The 17,034-nt window shown below is 60.5% G+C and carries 17 protein-coding genes; 4 read left to right on the forward strand and 13 right to left on the reverse strand.

From position 1 onward, the window contains the following. Nucleotides 1-127: 127 nt before the first annotated feature. The 6 genes from pepN to PMI35_RS10585 are packed head-to-tail and all read right to left on the reverse strand — an operon-like array spanning nucleotide 128 to nucleotide 6,645. Nucleotides 128-2,785 carry an aminopeptidase N gene (gene pepN, locus PMI35_RS10610; protein WP_008062244.1) on the reverse strand — a complete coding sequence of 886 codons (2,658 nt, stop codon included), beginning with the start codon at nucleotides 2,783-2,785 and terminating at the stop codon, nucleotides 128-130. Nucleotides 2,786-2,795: 10 nt separating this feature from the next. After that, complete coding sequence (locus tag PMI35_RS10605; RefSeq protein ID WP_008062246.1) at nucleotides 2,796-3,626, reverse strand: DUF2797 domain-containing protein; 831 nt, start codon at nucleotides 3,624-3,626, stop codon at nucleotides 2,796-2,798. After that, nucleotides 3,623-3,883, reverse strand: coding sequence for a YeaC family protein (locus PMI35_RS10600; RefSeq protein WP_008062247.1), 261 nt, complete (start codon nucleotides 3,881-3,883; stop codon nucleotides 3,623-3,625). Before PMI35_RS10600 ends, PMI35_RS10605 begins: the two co-directional genes overlap by 4 nt. A gap of 34 nt (nucleotides 3,884-3,917) precedes the next feature. Further along, complete coding sequence (locus tag PMI35_RS10595) at nucleotides 3,918-4,787, reverse strand: rhomboid family intramembrane serine protease (protein WP_008062248.1); 870 nt, start codon at nucleotides 4,785-4,787, stop codon at nucleotides 3,918-3,920. After that, the gene (locus PMI35_RS10590; protein ID WP_442967316.1) at nucleotides 4,784-5,758 is read right to left on the reverse strand and encodes a metallophosphoesterase; all 975 of its coding nucleotides are present in this window, start codon (nucleotides 5,756-5,758) and stop codon (nucleotides 4,784-4,786) included. The genes PMI35_RS10595 and PMI35_RS10590 overlap by 4 nt, the downstream gene beginning before the upstream one ends. Next, the gene (locus PMI35_RS10585; RefSeq protein ID WP_008062251.1) at nucleotides 5,755-6,645 is read right to left on the reverse strand and encodes an NAD(+) kinase; all 891 of its coding nucleotides are present in this window, start codon (nucleotides 6,643-6,645) and stop codon (nucleotides 5,755-5,757) included. The genes PMI35_RS10590 and PMI35_RS10585 overlap by 4 nt, the downstream gene beginning before the upstream one ends. 111 nt (nucleotides 6,646-6,756) lie before the next feature. Here PMI35_RS10585 and PMI35_RS10580 point away from each other — a divergent pair, with 111 nt between their 5' ends. Beyond that, nucleotides 6,757-7,707 carry a DUF1853 family protein gene (locus tag PMI35_RS10580; protein WP_008062253.1) on the forward strand — a complete coding sequence of 317 codons (951 nt, stop codon included), beginning with the start codon at nucleotides 6,757-6,759 and terminating at the stop codon, nucleotides 7,705-7,707. 182 nt (nucleotides 7,708-7,889) lie between these two features. Here PMI35_RS10580 and PMI35_RS10575 read toward each other — a convergent pair whose 3' ends face one another. Beyond that, nucleotides 7,890-8,993: a DUF2855 family protein gene (locus tag PMI35_RS10575; RefSeq protein WP_008062255.1), complete on the reverse strand. Its 1,104-nt coding sequence runs from the start codon at nucleotides 8,991-8,993 to the stop codon at nucleotides 7,890-7,892. Between the two features lie 55 nt (nucleotides 8,994-9,048). On the opposite strand from PMI35_RS10575, the gene PMI35_RS10570 reads away from it, so the two are divergent. Next, nucleotides 9,049-9,696, forward strand: a complete 648-nt coding sequence (locus tag PMI35_RS10570) for a TetR/AcrR family transcriptional regulator (RefSeq protein ID WP_008062257.1) — start codon at nucleotides 9,049-9,051, stop codon at nucleotides 9,694-9,696. 12 nt (nucleotides 9,697-9,708) lie between these two features. Here PMI35_RS10570 and PMI35_RS10565 read toward each other — a convergent pair whose 3' ends face one another. Then, the gene (locus PMI35_RS10565) at nucleotides 9,709-10,269 is read right to left on the reverse strand and encodes an NADPH-dependent FMN reductase (protein WP_008062259.1); all 561 of its coding nucleotides are present in this window, start codon (nucleotides 10,267-10,269) and stop codon (nucleotides 9,709-9,711) included. A 183-nt stretch (nucleotides 10,270-10,452) separates the two neighbouring features. Here PMI35_RS10565 and PMI35_RS10560 point away from each other — a divergent pair, with 183 nt between their 5' ends. Then, complete coding sequence (locus PMI35_RS10560) at nucleotides 10,453-10,686, forward strand: hypothetical protein (protein WP_008062260.1); 234 nt, start codon at nucleotides 10,453-10,455, stop codon at nucleotides 10,684-10,686. Nucleotides 10,687-10,774: 88 nt separating this feature from the next. After that, the gene (locus PMI35_RS10555; protein ID WP_008062261.1) at nucleotides 10,775-11,668 is read left to right on the forward strand and encodes a LysR family transcriptional regulator; all 894 of its coding nucleotides are present in this window, start codon (nucleotides 10,775-10,777) and stop codon (nucleotides 11,666-11,668) included. Here the strand turns inward: PMI35_RS10555 and PMI35_RS10550 are convergent. The 5 genes from PMI35_RS10550 to PMI35_RS10530 all read right to left on the reverse strand — a co-directional run bounded on the left by PMI35_RS10550 (nucleotide 11,634) and on the right by PMI35_RS10530 (nucleotide 17,019). Next, a complete protein-coding gene (locus tag PMI35_RS10550; RefSeq protein ID WP_008062262.1) occupies nucleotides 11,634-12,248 on the reverse strand; it encodes a GNAT family N-acetyltransferase in 615 nt (204 codons plus the stop codon). The two genes, PMI35_RS10555 and PMI35_RS10550, sit on opposite strands and share 35 nt — an antisense overlap. Before the next feature lie 14 nt (nucleotides 12,249-12,262). Further along, nucleotides 12,263-14,518: an Orn/Lys/Arg decarboxylase N-terminal domain-containing protein gene (locus PMI35_RS10545; RefSeq protein ID WP_008062263.1), complete on the reverse strand. Its 2,256-nt coding sequence runs from the start codon at nucleotides 14,516-14,518 to the stop codon at nucleotides 12,263-12,265. Nucleotides 14,519-14,748: 230 nt separating this feature from the next. Continuing rightward, nucleotides 14,749-15,507, reverse strand: a complete 759-nt coding sequence (gene dnaQ / locus PMI35_RS10540) for a DNA polymerase III subunit epsilon (protein ID WP_008062264.1) — start codon at nucleotides 15,505-15,507, stop codon at nucleotides 14,749-14,751. 212 nt (nucleotides 15,508-15,719) lie between these two features. Further along, nucleotides 15,720-16,172 carry a ribonuclease HI gene (rnhA, locus tag PMI35_RS10535; RefSeq protein ID WP_008062270.1) on the reverse strand — a complete coding sequence of 151 codons (453 nt, stop codon included), beginning with the start codon at nucleotides 16,170-16,172 and terminating at the stop codon, nucleotides 15,720-15,722. Between the two features lie 88 nt (nucleotides 16,173-16,260). Continuing rightward, nucleotides 16,261-17,019, reverse strand: a complete 759-nt coding sequence (locus PMI35_RS10530; protein ID WP_008062271.1) for a class I SAM-dependent methyltransferase — start codon at nucleotides 17,017-17,019, stop codon at nucleotides 16,261-16,263. Nucleotides 17,020-17,034: the final 15 nt, after the last annotated feature.

Raw genomic sequence — 17,034 nt, forward strand, 5'->3', positions numbered from 1 at the left:
GCTTTTCAAAGTGAGTCGCCGTAAGGGCGAAACCATAAGCCGCCGTTACCGCAGCAACGGATATGTACTCAATCCACCAAGAACCTGGTCGGCCCAAAGGCCGCCAAGTCCAAGACCAAACCGAGGATCAAGCCAGGCTCTTGCTGACCACCTCAAACACATCACTCGACAATTGCCCCGAACCCCGAATCCGCTCCAACTCCCCTTTCATCAACGCCTGACGAGCATCATCGTATTTGCGCCAGCGCGTCAAAGGCGCCAACTGCCGGGAAGCAATCTGCGGATTGAAGCCATTCAACTCGATCACCAGATCCGCCAGGAAGCGATACCCGGAGCCATCCGCCGCATGGAAGTTGACCAGATTCTGCCCGGCGAACGCGCCGATCAGCGCCCGCACCTTGTTCGGGTTCTTGATGTTGAACGCCGGGTGCTGCATCAATGCCTTGACCCGATCCAGGCCACCCGGCAGCACACTGCCGGCCTGGACGCTGAACCACTGGTCCATGACCAGCGGGTTGTCCTTGAAGTGCTCGGCGAAGCTGGCCAGGGCCTTGGCTTTCTGCTGTTCGAACGGCGAGTTGACCAACACGGCGAGCGCAGTCAGGCGTTCGGTCATGTTGTCGCAGGCATCGAACTGTTCCAGCGTCGCCGCCAGGACTTCAGGTTTGCCGCTGAGCATCAGGTACGACAGCGCGATATTCTGCAAGGCGCGACGGGCGAAATGCTCGGCTTCGGCCACGTAGGGGGTCTGCTTCGACAGCTCGCGGTTGGCCTGGTAACGCAGCCACAAGCCTTCGAACAACGCATCGGCCAGTTGCTTGCGGGCAAACTCGCGGGCGGTGTGAATCGCCTCGACATCGGCCACTTCGCTGATTTCCGTCAGGTACGCTTCGCTTGGCAGCGAGAGCATTTCGGCGACCATCGCCTGATCCAGCGTCTCGTCGGACAGCACGGTACGCAAGGCCGAAACCAGACGCTGATCCAGCACCAGCGCTTCACCCTTTTGCTGCTGGGCGATCAGTTCCTGCAGCACCTGCACCGACAGTTGCTGACCGGCATCCCAACGATTGAAACCGTCGCTGTCGTGCTGCATCAGGAACATCAGTTGGTCGCGGTTGTACGGGAAGCTCAGCTTCACCGGCGCCGAGAAACCGCGCAGCAACGACGGCAGCGGCTGTTCGGCGATGTCGACGAAGGTGAACGTCTGCTCGGCTTCGGTCACCGAAAGGACCCGGGAAGTCCCTTGTGCCGACGCTTCACCGGCAAGACGCAGGGCAATTTCACCGCCCTGGCTATCGAGCAGGCCGAGTTCGACCGGAATCACGAACGGCAGTTTTTCAACCTTGTCCGGGGTTGGCGGACAGCTCTGGCGGAAGGTCAGGCTGTAGGTTTTCGCGGCGGCGTCATAAGACTCGCTGACCGCCAAACGAGGTGTACCGGCCTGGCTGTACCAGCGCTTGAACTGGGTCAGGTCGACACCATTGGCATCTTCCATGGCCTTGATGAAGTCATCGCAGGTCACGGCCTGGCCGTCATGGCGTTCGAAATACAGGTCGCTGCCCTTACGGAAGCCTTCGGCGCCGAGCAGGGTGTGGATCATGCCGACCACTTCCGAACCCTTTTCGTACACGGTCAGGGTGTAGAAGTTGGAGATCTCGATGAAGCTGTCCGGACGTACCGCGTGAGCCATGGGGCCGGCGTCTTCGGCAAACTGGTGGGTACGCAGGTAGGCTACGTCCTGGATGCGCTTGACCGTCGCCGAGTTCATGTCGGCGGAGAAGCCGGAATCGCGGAACACCGTGAAGCCTTCCTTGAGCGACAACTGGAACCAGTCGCGGCAGGTCACGCGGTTGCCCGACCAGTTGTGGAAATACTCGTGGGCAACGATGGCCTCGACCCGCTGGTGCGCGGCGTCGGTGGCGGTTTCGGCCTTCGCCAGCACGGCGCTGGAGTTGAAGATGTTGAGCCCCTTGTTCTCCATGGCGCCCATGTTGAAGTCGTTCACGGCAACGATCATGAAGATGTCCAGGTCGTACTCGCGACCGTAGACCTCTTCATCCCAGCGCATGGATTTCTTCAGGCTGTTCATGGCGTGCTGGCACTTGTCGATGTTTTCCGGCTCGACATAAATGCGCAGCGCTACATTGCGTTCGGTCATGGTGGTGAAGCTGTCTTCGAAGCACCACAAATCACCGGCCACCAGCGCAAACAGGTACGCCGGTTTCTTGAACGGGTCTTCCCAGGTCGCCCAGTGCCGGCCGTCTTCGCCAGGACCTGAGGCAATCGGGTTGCCGTTGGACAGCAGCACCGGGTAGCTGTGCTGCTCGGCGACCACCGTGGTGGTGAACGTGCTCATCACGTCCGGACGGTCGAGGTAATAGGTGATCTTGCGGAAGCCTTCGGCCTCGCACTGGGTGCAGAACATCGTGCCGGACTTGTACAGGCCTTCCAGCGCGGTGTTGGTTTCCGGGTGGATCCTGACGCTGGTATCGACCGTGAATGTAGTGCTGGTCGGCTGCAGGGTCAGGTGATTCTCGGTCAGCTGGTAGTCAGCGATGCCCAGCTCGCGATCGGCCAAGTTCACCGACAGCAATTCCAGCTGCTGGCCATCGAGCACCAGCGGCGGCAGGCCCGGGCCGCGCTCGGGATTGCGGCGCATCACCAGTTGCGCATGGACCAGGCTGTGGTCCTCGAACAACTCGAAGGTCAGGTGCGTTTCGTCGATCAGGTACTCGGGCGCCTGATAGTCCTTGAGGTAGATCATCTTCGGTTGTTCGGTGCGCATGCTGGAGTCCTTAACTATGCACGGCGAGCTGATAAGCCGTGTATTTACGAATGTTGATCACGCCGGTGTCGAAAATCAGGTATTGGCCCTTGATCCCCATCAGCGTGCCTTCGGCAATCGGGTTCTTGTCCAGGTTGAAGCTGACGATTTTCGCCGGATACTGCTCGACCGGAAAGCGGATTTCCAGCGGTTCGACGTCGGCAATAGTCTGGATCGCCTGTAGGCCAAATCGTTCCTGCAAGCCTTGCAGGCCCTCGGCGCAGCTGTCGAACAACTGATCCCGGATCTGTGGCAAATCCACCGATACCGCATCGCCCTTGAGCAAGGCACGCCAATTGGTCTTGTCCGCCACCTGGCTACGAAACAGGTCTTCGACGAAGCCCGATTGCTGGCGGGTCGCAACGCGCATGATCGGCAACGCCTGGCTGGCGCCCTGGTCGATCCAGCGGGTCGGCAGCTGGGTGGCGCGGGTGATCCCGACTTTCACCCCGGAGGAATTCGACAGGTAAACGATGTGATCGGTCATGCAGAACGTCTGGCCCCACTCCGGCTCCCGGCAGGTGCCGGCGTCGAAATGGCAGCGTTCCGGGCTCATGATGCACACGTCACACTGGGCCAGCTTGGTCATGCACGGATAGCAGTAACCCTGGCTGAAACTGGTTTTGGTCTTGCGCCCGCAATGGGTGCAGTGGATCGCCCCCAGGTATTCCAGGCGCACCGTGGTGCCGATCAATGGATTGACCGGAACCTCGACGTCGCCCAGGCGAAAGGCATATTGCACGTTCGGCCCGTCCAGGCGCGCCGACATTTTGCTAATTGAACCGCGGCCAATCTCGATCAATGGATGGCATCCGACTTGAACAGGATATTGGGCACTTGGATCGATTTGGAGCTGCATTCCTGCGGGCCCATGTAGCCAGTACGCTCTTCTTCAGGCAGGTTGTTGATTTCCCAGGCGATCATCGCTTGCAGCGACAGTTCGCGTTGATCGGCGGTGAGCTTGCCACCGTCGGACCATTTACCGATTTCCACCGCCAGTTTCAGGCTTTGGTAGATATCCGGGGTGATGTTCTTGATCATTTCGTTAAAAGAGGACATTGGGTCTCCGCGCTCTTTGAATCACATAACAGTTTTAGGCGGCCAGTTTACGGCGGTTGTACAAACCACCCAACAAACCGGTCAAGCATCCGACGAGCAGCCCGCCGACGTGGGCCGCGTTGGCAATTTCGCCGAAGCCGATCATCGAGACCAGCCCGGACAGGCACAGCAGCAGCCATATCAGCATCATCGCCAACACCCCACGGGGCAGGCGATAGGCGCTGTTGGGTGACAAAACCTGAAAAATCCAGCAGTGCCCGAGCAGGCCGTACAGCACCCCGGACAACCCGCCGAACAGGGTCGGCCCGCTGAACACGAACTGGGCATAGTTGGACACGAGGCTGAACAACAGGGTCAGGCCGATGAGGTTGATACTGCCCTGGCGCGATTCGATACGTCGCCCCAGCTCCCAATACCACATGCCGTTCATAGCCAGGTGCAGGATGCCGAAGTGAATCAGCATCGGGGTCACCAGGCGCCACCACTGCCCCGCCGCCAGGCTGTCGGCCAGTGGCACGAAATGGATGTACTCGCCGACCACGCGAAAATCGAGAAACGTCAGCCAGCGCAGGGTGCTCAGGTTATCGCCCAGCAGCGTCAGCGCGCCGACGGCCAGGGTCAGCAGCAGCACCGCCGCAGTGGCTTTGCCATGGCGAACCTGATCGGCGAAGTTCGGCCGGCGAGTCGACTGTGCGATGGGAATGTCGAGTTTGTGCTCCGGATCGCCTTCGGGATAGCGTTCGTACAACACGCGCACGTCGTCGCTGATGTTGGCCGGCACCCAGAGCACCTGCTCGCCCGCTTCTTCGCTGACCCGATGCGGCACCTGCATGCGTTGCAGCAGCTTGACGAAACCGCTCAGATCCACCGCCAGCGGCAGGCGCAACACTGCGACGCGGCTCATTGCAACACCTCCGGCCGCTCGACATCGACCCAGACGAACTTGTGCGGGTCGAGCCGGGTTTCCTGGTCCAGTCGATAGGCCACCAGTTTTCCGTAAAGCACCGCACTATAGTCCAGGCACGCCAGGTTCGGGCGAATCGGCGCCGGTTTGCCGCTGCGCCAATAATGGCCGACGAACAGCAACGGCTCATCGGCGCCGTAGCGCAGCAAGTTGTTTTTTTCGGTTGACGACAGTGGCGTTCGGGCCACCGGATCGGGCAAGGCGTCGGGCTGGAACACGATGTCTCCGTAGGTTTGCGGATCGTCTTCCCAGAATTTGGTACGGAAGAACGAGCGTGTCAGACCGTCGCCGCTGGTCATGGTCAGGCCATGGGGCAGGCGCATGTCGGTGCCGCGCAACAGGCGGTCGAACACCGTGCAGGCGAAACTGCCGGGTACGGCCGAGGACTGGAGGAAGTGCTCATCGACGCAGCCATCGGGGAACAATGCCCGCAGCGGTTCGATCAACCCGGCATCCCAACAGGCATGTACCACCCGGAAGCGCCCGGCATCGATAAACAACGGCAGTTCATAGAACCACTGCTGGAAGTCATGCCAGTCCGCCGGATGGTGTTCGAACTGGGTCAAGGTCTCATGCAACAGGCGCGCATGGCGCGGGGTGTGCTCGCGCACGTACTGCTTGCCGCTGCCGGGCAATGCCGGGGTCACCCAGCCCAGGGCGTTGAACTCATGGTTACCCATGATGCACAGCGCCTGGCCGGCCTCGACCATGTCGTGGACGATGTGCAGCGCCTCGCGAATCCGTGGGCCGCGGTCGATGATGTCGCCGACGAACACCGCCATGCGCGAGGCATGGCGCCAGACGCCGGCTTGCTTGTGATAACCGAGCCGGTCGAGCAAGTGCTCAAGGGTAAGAGCGCAACCGTGCACGTCACCGATCAGGTCGTAGCTACGCGCGGGATCGAGCATCAGTCGCCTCCACCACCCAACCTGCTGCCCCAACCAAGCTTGGTCCGGCACACTTCATAGTAGTTGTGGTCGAGCGGGTGGATCAGCCGCAACTTCTGGGCTTTCTTGCTGATGGTGATGGTGTCGCCGGGCGCACAGGTAAAGTGGTTCTGCCCGTCACACGAGACTTGCGGGTAAATCTGCATATCCTTGGACACGACGATTTTCAGCTCACTGTTGCCATCGACCACAATCGGCCTGCCTGACAAGGTATGGGGGTACATCGGCACAATCACAATAGCGTCGAGCTTGGGATGCATGATCGGGCCACCGGCAGAGAGCGCATAGGCCGTGGAGCCGGTGGGCGTGGAGACGATCAGGCCGTCGGCCTTCTGGCTGCAGACGAACTGGCCGTCGATGTACAGTTCGAACTCGATCATGCGCGTCGACTTGCCGGGGTGCAGCACCACATCGTTCAGCGCATCGCCCTGGCCAATGGCTTCGGCGTGGCGACGCACTTCCGCTTGCAGCAGAAAGCGGTTTTCCACCAGATAGTGGCCATCGAGCACTTCGGCGACCTTGATTTCCAGCTCATCGGGGCGGATGTCGGTGAGAAAACCCAGGCTACCGCGGTTGATGCCGAGCACCGGGATATTGTGCTTGGCCAGCGCACGGGCAGCGCCAAGCAGACTGCCATCACCGCCGACCACGATGACCATGTCACAGACCTCACCGAGCATCTTGCGCGACGAGGTCTGCAGGCCGTGGCCCGGCAGGACTTCGGCAATGGTGTCTTCGAGGATCACGTGCAGGTGACGATCGAGCAGAAAGCGTTTCAGTCGGCGGACGGTATCCAGCACCTGGGAACTGCCCAGGCGTCCGATGATGCCGATATTGCGAAATTGCTCCATGGGGACCCTAAGCTCAGCGACGGCGAAAAGCACGATTATGGGTGAAAGCGCGGCATAGACAAAATCCTTTCAGCCTCAAGGTGTCCTCACGATTCGGGCTATGCTCGCAAGATGATCCTATTTCCAGATTTGCTGCAGTTACCCCACCAGTTGCGCCACCCCGAAGTGCGTGATCTGGCGTGGGTCATCCTCGCCCCGCCGATGCTCAGCGCCACGCCCTGGCCGCAACGTCATCCGCTGGCCGGCAGCGACTGGGTGCAGGCCCCGGAACACTTGGAAACCTGGCTGCGAAAACTCGACCGGGACAGTTATGGCTTGCTGCACTGGCTGGCTCAGGCCCGGACCCGACGCCTGGGCCTGTATTATGAACGGCTTTGGCAGTTTGCCGTGCAGCATGCGCCCGGTATCGAGTTGATTGCCGCCAACATGCCGATCCGCCGCGAAGGTCACACCCTGGGCGAGCTGGACATGCTATTGCGCGATCGCGACGGCGTGCATCACCTGGAACTGGCGATCAAGCTTTACCTCGGCCCACAAAATGGCGACGGACACGACACCGCGCAGTGGCTCGGCCCGGGTTGCCACGATCGGCTGGACCGCAAACTGGCACACCTGAGCCAGCACCAATTGCCGATCTCCGCGCGCCCGGAGAGCCGCGAAGTGCTGGCGGCGCTGGATATCCGGCAGTTCAGCGCGCATTTGTGGTTGGGCGGCTATTTGCTCTATCCATGGCCCGGGCAGGCCGCAATGCCCAATGGCGCGCATCCACAGCACTTGCGCGGGCGCTGGCTGCATCAAAAGGACTGGACGAAATTCTTCGCGCAGAGTCCGCCCGGCCGCTGGCAACCCCTGCCCCGCCATGCCTGGCTGGCCCCGGCGCACTACCCCGCCGAGCAGACCTGGGACGCTGAACAGCTGGAGACCTGGCTCAGCGATCTGGAACCGCTGGCGCCAGCGCAACTGCTGGTGCGCCTGACGGAAAATGCCCACGGTGATTGGGAAGAAGCGGAGCGTTTGTTTCTGGTGTCGGATCTTTGGCCGAATGTGCCGGGGCAAAGTTGAGTTTCATTGCTGACTGAACTGGCCCCATCGCGGGCAAGCCCGCTCCCACAGGGATCTTCGGTGCAAAGAGATCCTGTGGGAGCGGGCTTGCCCGCGATGGGGTCGATTTGATCTGGATGGATAACCACAATGCCCGAACCGCTAAAGTCACCAAAAAACAACAACACCACAACATCACCCCATCACAACCGAATCACATGCCCCTCCACCGGCGCGACCTGCCCATGGAACAGGCAAGAAATAACTGCCTGAGCCGCTTCATAACCCTGACTTTCCATCACCTTCAGCAACGGCGGTTCATTGGCCGCGACTTTGCGGAAAAACTGCCGCAAACCCTCGCCGATGTGCTGACTGACCCCTTCCGGCCCCCAATCGGCATTGCGCTTGCGGATCTGGATCGGCGCAAAAAAGAACACCGGTTGCGGGCCCTCGATGGCTGTCAATCGGGCCTCATCGGTGCTTTGTGCCGAGCCGGCAAAACAACTGTAGACCAACTGCCCGGCGAAATGCCGGTGCACCTGGTCACGCAATTCAAGGTCGCCGGAAAAATCCACATACAGGGTTGGACGATCATTCGGCAGGTTCGCCAAATCCGCATAAGTCACTGCTCGCTCGTAACAGCCAAGGGCCTCGACAAAGGCTTTGTTGCCGGCTGAGGTCAACGCCACCCGCTCCAGGCCGGGATGATTGCCCAGGCAGACCGCGGTGCCGTAGGCGGTTTTGCTCGAAGCACTGGAGAACACCAGTCGAGTGGCACCGAAGAACTGCTTGTCCTGCAAAAAGTCCGCGAGCATTGAAGAGGTCAGGAACAACGGTTTGAGCAAAATCTGCAGGTTTTCGGTTTCCGCGCTGTAGTACGAATCCCAACTGCAACGGGTGTATTGGTTGTAGGCCGAGGTCAACCCTTGTCGATGCTCGGCCCCGTCGTAGAAACCACGTTCGGTAACCCGTTCCGGACGCATCCACAGATGGCTGGCAATCGGGAAATACCCGTAGAAGCGTTCCCCGACCTTGATGCCAGGCACGTCCGAGGCCACGACATCGGCAAAGCCCCAGGCAGGGACATGACCCCAGTCCGCCAAACCTGTAGGAAAAAAGCCCCAGTAGTTCATCGAATTGCCATAGGCGGCGTAGGTAATGTTATTGGTCGTCAGCGCGCAGCGGTCAATCTTCAAGATTACCTCGCCCGCCGCCGGAATCAGGCTTCGTTGCACCTGTTCGATCTGGCTTTGGTCCAGGGCGTTTTTACGGGTTATCAGCCGTGTTACCGTAAGTGAACTTTGCATCCCTCAGTCTCCTGCTGCGAAAGTGTGGCGGGTAGCACCAGAGTAATGGCAGCCGATGAAGAGCGGGTTCGGAAACACCAAGGGCAGCATCAATCCCCGGGCAAAACCGCTGAAGCGGCCGAGTCAGGCCCGGGCGATTTTCACCGTTGAGGCGATTTACCAGGCTTTTGTTCGGATTTGGCGACGCGATGGCTGGCCCGGTTTGACCACCCGGGAAGTGGCGCTCGAAGCAGGCGTTGCGATCGGCACGCTGTACGATTATTTCCCGAGTAAGGAGGCTTTGCTTTCCGGTTATATCCGGCATCGACTGGATGCCTTGTTACGGCACATCGATGAAGCTGTTGTACAAGCCAACGACCTGGACTGGCCGACCCGGATCAAGCGCCTCATAGGCCTGACCTGCAACCCCGACGACGAGCAACAGCCCTTGTTCAACCATGCGGTGCTGCTCATCGAACACCAGATTGCCGAGCCCAAGCATCATCGAAGGGTGTTCGACGAACTGTCGCAGAAATGGCGCGAAGCGTTCGCCGCCTGCAGCGACTTGCCAGTAGCCCCCTCTGCGGCAACCGTCGATGCCTGGGTCATCATGGCGTGGGGCGGACGGCGTTATTGCGTTACCGCGCAACCAGCGGCGACGCAAACCGCCGCCTGGTTGTCGGAAATGGAAACCATGATCTGTAGCCGATTGGCTAACAGTTAGTAGTCCGAAGCATCAAAGCTTTTTGTGCTGTTCGACCCACTTGCCGTAGGCATCGATGAACTTCTGCAGGAACGGCCTGACGGACTCGGACAGGTTGCCCACCTCGTCGAACGCGGAACCGGCGCCACTTAAGTAGGCTTCCGGTTGCTGCATCATCGGCACATCGAGAAACACCATGGACTGGCGCAAGTGGTGGTTTGCACCGAATCCACCGACCGCACCTGGAGAAACACTGATCACCGCACCCGGTTTGCCACTCCAGGCACTCTTGCCATAGGGGCGCGAACCCACGTCAATGGCGTTTTTCATCGGGGCAGGTACCGATCGGTTGTATTCAGGGGTGACGAACAGCACTGCGTCGGATGAACTGACTTGTTGTCGGAAAGTACTGTAGGCTGCCGGCGGTGAAGCACCATCGATGTCTTCGTTGTAGAGCGGCAGATCGCCGATTTCGACGATGTTGAGCTTGAGATTGGCCGGCGCCAGGTCCGCTAGCGCGAGGGCAACCTTGCGGTTGATCGATGCTTTGCGCAGGCTGCCGACCACTACGGCGATGGTATAGACATTACTCATGGAAGACGCTCGATTGTCCGTGGGAGGAGCCAGTAGTTATAGATGATCAGGCGCCGGTTCAGCCAATGAACACAGGTATATTCGCGCCCTGAACTATTTTTTTTTCGTAGGAAAACTTACCGTACTCGGTAGCGGTCTATCCAACCGCACATTGAGTGATTTATCTCCAGAGGTTCTAAGCAGATGGCAGCAGTACTCGTCGGTCAGTTCCATGCAAGAGACACGGAAGGCCGCATTTATTCCGTACATGAGTTCCAGGAATCCACGCCATCGGCAGACGGTTTCGCAGGCGGGACGCCCGTCACCACCTACAAACTGGCCATTGGCGATCGCGTGAACAAGCTCGATGAAAACGAATTCATGCTGGTGCAATCGGGCGTGACCATTACCCGCGAACCGGTAAACGTCGTTTCATAACTCGATGTTATGAGCAGAGGGCATAGGCGCAGACTTGGGTTAGGATTCAGTCACTGACTCCTTCACCTGCTGAACATGGACTTCACGCATGCGCTTACGCCATATCGAAGTGATCCAGGCGCTCCTGCAGACCGGTCACCTGGGTACCGCCGCCGAATGGCTGCAGTTGCCGGTGGCCGAAGTCGAACGCATTTTGCGCGACGCTGAGGATCAGTTGGGTTTCATGCTGTTCGCAAGCGTTCGCGGACGCTTGCAGGCCACGCGTGAGGCGCGGGCGTTGCAGGTCGAAATCACCCGGGTCTACGATGCGCTCGAACCGGTGCAACGCCTGGCCAGCAGCCTCAGGCAATACCTGGCCCCGCCGTTACGCCTCATCTGCACCCCGCCCCTGGCCCAGCAATTGTTGCCGCAAAGCATCGCAGCGCTGCGCCGCCGCCTGCCCGACGCGCCTTGCACACTCCTGAGCCAGCCTACCCGCGAGATCGTCCGCAGCCTGCTGCTGCGCGAAAGCGATCTGGGCCTGAGCCTGCATGATCCCGATCACGCCGATATTCATTGCCAGCCGATCGCCCAAGGCAAGCTGCAACTGCTCGCCCCCCACGGCTGGCTGCAACCCAAGCAGAAATACATCTCGCTGCAGGACCTGGCTGGCCAGGCGATGGTCGGCCTTGAAGGCCATGATCCGCTCAGCCCGGCGCTGGAAAACAAACTGCATGGGCTGCGGCCGGCGCCGGTCATACAGACCCGGGTGCAAACTCACCAGATGATGCGCAGCATGGTCGAGGCCGGTGAAGGTCTGGCCATTGTCGACCCCTTCACCGCCCTGGGCGCCAAGTCGGCCGGGCTCGATGCCTGCCCGCTGGCACCCGCCGTGCCGGTCACCCTCTACGCCCTGACCCTGAAGAACGGCGAGCCCTCGCCTGCCCTCCAGGCGCTGTTGGCGATCATCACGGAACAAGCCGCGGTGATGTTGGCGAACTGATCGGATTTTCCAGCGGGTTGTCGAACAATCGGTACCAGAACAGCGCTACTTCGGCGGTGTTGGGGTCAATACCCCGATAGCGCAGATGGTCGATGCCACCAATCACGTAGCCGCAACGCTCGTAAAGTCGGCAGGCGCCCAGGTTGTTGTTCTGGGTTTCGAGCATGACGCCGGGCAGTTTCTTCTTGCGACTCCAGAACTGCGCCACATCCAGCAAAGCCTTGGCCACACCGTGTCGCCTGGCCGGAGCATGCACCGCCAACTCGTCGATATGGGCAAAACCGTTCCAGTTGGTGCTGATCACCAGGTGGCCAACGGGTTCGTCGTCCAGGTACGCCATGAAAATCGCACTGTCGGCGGCATCGCGAAAGCTGCTGAACTCTTCCGGATCGATGCCATAACACTTGCGATAAGGGGTGATGGGCGTGACCTGCCACTGCTCCACCGGCTGCCCAATTTCGGGAGCACCATAGGCGGCGACTTCAAAACTGAAATCACTGCCCCATATATAAGCGGCAAAGCCTTCGTCGGCCACGCGCACCGACAGCCCTGGGTAATTCGGATTCATGACCGGTTGCATACTGGGAAAGGTCCTCATTCCTTGATGCAATCGACGGTGTAGTGCCGCCCATTGCCCTCGTCTTCGTGTTGCAATCCGTGCACATCAGCGACGAATCCCGGGAAGCTGCTGTCGAACGTGCGAGCAAACGCCAGGTAGTCGATGATCGAGCGGGTCGCCTCGGTAAAGCGCTCTCCGGGCATGATCAACGGAATGCCCGGCGGGTATGGCACCAGCATGACGGCAGCGATGCGCCCCTCCAGGGCATCGATCGACACGGCTTCGACTTCGCCACGTACCAGATGATCATAGGCGTCAGCCGGCTTCATGGCGATTTGCGGCAGCACCGTGTACATCCGCTTGAGATGTTTGGCCGTGGCATTGCTGCGATAACAGGCGTGCAACTGATCACACAAGTCTCGCAAGCCCATGCCCTGATAGCGCGCGCCATGCTGTTGCGCCACGCAAGGCAGGCAGCTGGCCAGGCTGACGTTGGCGTCATAGCTGCGTTTGAACTCCAGCAGTTCAGTCAGCAACGTGCTCCACTTGCCCTTGGTGATGCCCATCGAGAACAACACCAGGAACGAATACAGCCCGGTCTTTTCAACCACCAGCCCGCGCTCCCAGAGAAACTTGCTGACCACGGCCGCCGGAATCCCGCGATCGCTGAGCGCACCGCCTGCGGTCAGGCCCGGCATCACCAGACTGACCTTGATCGGATCGAGCAAGACATAATCGTCGCTGACCTCGCCAAAGCCGTGCCAGTCATCCGCCGGTTGCAGCAGCCAGTCCTCGGTCACCACCCGGTTAATGCCTTCCACCGACGGCGGCTGCCAGATGGAAAACCACCAATCGTCGGCGGCGATGTGCTGGCGCAGATTGGCCAGCGCCCGGCGAAAGCTCAGGGCTTCGTCGAACATCTCCTGCAACAGCGAACGCCCGGCCCCGCCCTCCATCATCGCCGACGCCACGTCCAGCGAAGCGATGATGCCGTACTGCGGTGACGTAGAGATGTGCATCATGAAGGCTTCGTTGAAACGGTCACGGTCCAGCTGCCGGGCGCCACCGTCCTGCACATGAATCATCGACGCCTGGCTGAACGCCGCCAGCAGTTTGTGCGTGGAATGGGTGGTGAACACCAGCGGGCTGTCTTCACTGCGGGACGTGCCCATGCCGTAGCGCCCGGCGAAAAACTCATGGAACGCCGCATAGGCGTACCAGGCCTCGTCAAAGTGCAAGACCTCGACGCTATTACCCAACTGCTGCTTGATCAGCTCGGCGTTGTAGCAGAGTCCGTCATAGGTCGAATTGGTCACCACCGCCAGCTTGACCTTCGGCGCCCGGCCCTTGGTCAACGGACTGGCGTCGATCTTGGCCTGGATCGATTCGCGGCTGAACTCACTCAGCGGAATCGGCCCGATGATCCCCAGTTCATTGCGTTCCGGGCACAGGTACAAGGGGATGGCACCGGTCATGATGATCGAATGCAACACCGACTTGTGGCAATTGCGGTCCACCAGCACCAGGTCGTCGCGAGCGACCATGGAGTGCCAGACAATCTTGTTCGCCGTCGAGGTGCCGTTGATCACGAAGAAGGTGTGATCGGCGCCAAAGTTTCGCGCCGCCCGCGCTTCCGCCTCTGCCAGGGGCCCGGTGTGATCCAGCAGCGAGCCCAGTTCCGGCACCGAGACCGAAAGATCCGAACGCAGGGTGTTTTCTCCGAAAAACTGGTGGAACGCCTGCCCCACCGGGCTCTTGTGATACGCCACGCCTCCCCCGTGACCGGGGGTGTGCCAGGAATAGTTGGAGTCGGCGGTGTGTTGCACCAATGCCTTGAAGAACGGTGGCAGCAGGCCATCCAGGTATTTGCGCGCGGCCCGCGCCACCTGGCGTGCGAGGAAAGGCACGGTGTCTTCGAACAGGTAGAGAATGCCGCGCAACTGGTTGAGCTCGGCCATGGCATCGGCGGGCGCGTTTTCCAGGGTCACTTGTTCGCCCAGGGCGAAGATAGGCAGGTCCGGCGCACGCACGCGCGCCAGCCCGATCAGCTCGGCCATATTCTGTAACAAATGCGAATGCGCGCTGGCGTCTTCCGCCGCAATCAGCATGCACGAGAGGCCGTGATGGGTCGACGCGACCAGCCGGCCTTCGGTGTAATCCATCGCCGAGACGATACTGAAACCTTCCTGCTCCAGTTCCCGGGCGATACCCCGCACGCGATCGCCAGCGACGGTGTCGGCCTTGATGTCGCGATGGACGATCAGGACCGGGAATTTCAGATCTTTATACATGGGGCTCAGTGTCCTGAGGCGGCAGGCCAGAGCCTGTCAATCACCTCAGGGTAGAGGGTTGGAGCGGATGTGGCGAGTGCGATGCACTGAAGCGGGTCAGTCGCTGCACTTATTTGTAGCGAGAAACGATCCTTTGTAGGAGCAAGCGGTGCGGCGATCCGACTTGCCCGCGATGGCGTCCGTGAGATCGCCATCGCGGGCAAGCCATGCTCCTACAAATCCATGGTGCGTCATGCCTGCACTTCGGCCTCAGCCAATTGCAACCAAAGCGCCGGCCCACCGGCGGATTTGCTGATGATTTCCAGGCGTGCCATGTGCTGGGCCAGCTCGTCTTCAGTGGCGCGAATGATGCGCGCTGGCTGGCGATCGGCCGGCAGGCGGCGGATTTCAGTGGCGGAGTTGTCCGCGCCCTCACCGGAGCCATTGCCATCCGACGCATTACCCGCCAGGGACAGGCTGGTCTGGCCGCCGGTCATGGTCAGGTAGACGTCGGCCAAAATCTCGGAGTCGAGCAAGGCGCCGTGCAGTTCACGGCCGGAGTTGTCGACGCCATAACGTTTGCACAAAGCGTCGAGGCTGTTGCGCTGCCCCGGGTGACGTTCCCGGGCCATCATCAGGGTGTCGAGGATCGAGCAGTGCTGGGTGATGTCCGCACGATCGTGCTGGCCCATCAAGGCAAATTCGTTGTTGATGAAGCCAACGTCGAACGCCGCGTTATGGATGATCAGCTGCGCGCCCTTGATGAACTCGAAGAATTCTTCGGCCACCTCGGCGAAACGCGGCTTGCCCACCAGGAATTCATTGGTGATGCCGTGGACGCCGATGGCGCCTTCGTCACTTTCGCGATCCGGTTGCAGGTAAACGTGAAAATGCCGGCCGGTCAGGCGTCGACCGATCAACTCGACACAACCGATTTCGATAATCCGGTGGCCGTCGGTCACCGGCATGCCGGTGGTTTCGGTATCGAGTACAACGGATCTGGTGGCCATCGGGTGCTCAGCTCTCAATCGGTCAATCGGGCAAAAGCGGGGATGTTAACACGCTTGCCGGGGTCTTCAGATATACCGAGTCGCGGCCATCGCGAGCAGGCTCGCTCCCACACTGGATCGCAGGTGAGCGCAGGATTTGCGCTCAAGAAGATCAAATGTGGGAGCGAGCCTGCTCGCGATGGCCGCGACGCGGTGTGTCGTTGGCGTCGAAATCAGGCCTGTTTGAAGCCTCGCACTTCATCCACGCCACGGTTGGCCAGTTGGTCGGCCCGTTCGTTGCCGTGATGGCCAATGTGTCCGCGCACCCATTTCCAGGTGACGTTATGGCGATTGACCTGCTCGTCGAGCAGTTTCCACAGGTCGGCGTTTTTAACCGGTTCTTTCGCTGCGGTTTTCCAGCCGCGCTTTTTCCAGTTGGCCATCCACTCGTTGATGCCCTTCATCACGTACTGGGAGTCAGTCACCAGCAACACATCGCACGAACGTTTGAGCTCTTCCAGGCCGCGAATCGCGCCCATCAGTTCCATGCGGTTGTTGGTGGTGTTGGCTTCGCCGCCCCACAGTTCTTTCTCCACGCCCTTGCACACCAGCAATGCGCCCCAGCCGCCAGGGCCAGGATTGCCCTTGCAGGCGCCATCGGTGAAGAGTTCTACGCTATCGCTCATGCCAATCTATCCAGAAAATGCAGTGGCCCGCCAATCGTTGATCGACGACGCCCGGGACCGGGGCAACCCCGGTCGGAAAAAGGAAATATCACGGTTCGATGTTGCGGCGATTGACCTTGGCCATCGGCAACGGGATCAGCTTGCCCATCGGCTCGCGACGCTCCTGACGGACAGGCCGCAGGCCGACCACGATCTTGCGTGCCACCAATAAATAGAAGCCGCCACCGGACAATTGCCAGTCACCGGCCTTACGCTCCCAACCGGCCAGACGGGTCTGCCAGGTGGGTGAAGCCAGCGGCGGACGATAGCACCCGAAGCGGCGTTTCTCCAGCGCGAAGCCCAGCAGGTTCAGCCAGTCGGCCACCCGCGACGGGGAAATGCAGCGCGCCTTGCGCAACCCGTCATGGGCAAACACATGACGCAGCCCCCACGTGCTCCAGGGGTTGATGCCGACAATCAGCAAATGCCCGCCGGGCCGCACGCTGCTCGCTGCTTCGCGCAGCAAACCGTGGGGCGACAGGCAGAAATCCAGCCCATGCTGCAGCACCACCACATCGGCGGCATGTTCACTCAACGGCCATGCCTGTTCCTCGCAGACGATCTCGACCCCGGGCAAGGGCGCACCCAGGCGCACATTGCGCTGCACCTGCGGTGCCGACGGCGGTGTCTGGGCCGACGGCCCGTAATGCACCAGGTAGCCACCGAAGAAGCGCCCCAGCTCGTCTTCGAGCATGCGCCGTTCTTCATCCAGCAGGAATTGCCCGAGGGGGCCGGACAGCCAGTCACGTGCTGCGCTGATCAATGCCAGCCAGTCGGGATCAGCTTGAGCGAACGCTTTATCGGTCATTGCATTCTCCAACGC

The organism is Pseudomonas sp. GM78, assembly GCF_000282475.1.
Lineage (GTDB): Bacteria > Pseudomonadota > Gammaproteobacteria > Pseudomonadales > Pseudomonadaceae > Aquipseudomonas.

Coding starts and splice junctions, on each gene's coding strand:
- PMI35_RS10555 (WP_008062261.1), top strand. CDS start 10,775: ATGCGCTTACGCCATATCGAAGTGATCCAGGCGCTCCTGCAGACCGGT.
- PMI35_RS10560 (WP_008062260.1), top strand. CDS start 10,453: ATGGCAGCAGTACTCGTCGGTCAGTTCCATGCAAGAGACACGGAAGGC.
- PMI35_RS10550 (WP_008062262.1), bottom strand. CDS start 12,248: ATGCAACCGGTCATGAATCCGAATTACCCAGGGCTGTCGGTGCGCGTG.
- PMI35_RS10580 (WP_008062253.1), top strand. CDS start 6,757: ATGATCCTATTTCCAGATTTGCTGCAGTTACCCCACCAGTTGCGCCAC.
- PMI35_RS10595 (WP_008062248.1), bottom strand. CDS start 4,787: ATGAGCCGCGTCGCAGTGTTGCGCCTGCCGCTGGCGGTGGATCTGAGC.
- PMI35_RS10585 (WP_008062251.1), bottom strand. CDS start 6,645: ATGGAGCAATTTCGCAATATCGGCATCATCGGACGCCTGGGCAGTTCC.
- PMI35_RS10575 (WP_008062255.1), bottom strand. CDS start 8,993: ATGCAAAGTTCACTTACGGTAACACGGCTGATAACCCGTAAAAACGCC.
- PMI35_RS10570 (WP_008062257.1), top strand. CDS start 9,049: ATGAAGAGCGGGTTCGGAAACACCAAGGGCAGCATCAATCCCCGGGCA.
- PMI35_RS10565 (WP_008062259.1), bottom strand. CDS start 10,269: ATGAGTAATGTCTATACCATCGCCGTAGTGGTCGGCAGCCTGCGCAAA.
- PMI35_RS10530 (WP_008062271.1), bottom strand. CDS start 17,019: ATGACCGATAAAGCGTTCGCTCAAGCTGATCCCGACTGGCTGGCATTG.
- pepN (WP_008062244.1), bottom strand. CDS start 2,785: ATGCGCACCGAACAACCGAAGATGATCTACCTCAAGGACTATCAGGCG.
- rnhA (WP_008062270.1), bottom strand. CDS start 16,172: ATGAGCGATAGCGTAGAACTCTTCACCGATGGCGCCTGCAAGGGCAAT.
- PMI35_RS10545 (WP_008062263.1), bottom strand. CDS start 14,518: ATGTATAAAGATCTGAAATTCCCGGTCCTGATCGTCCATCGCGACATC.
- dnaQ (WP_008062264.1), bottom strand. CDS start 15,507: ATGGCCACCAGATCCGTTGTACTCGATACCGAAACCACCGGCATGCCG.
- PMI35_RS10600 (WP_008062247.1), bottom strand. CDS start 3,883: ATGTCCTCTTTTAACGAAATGATCAAGAACATCACCCCGGATATCTAC.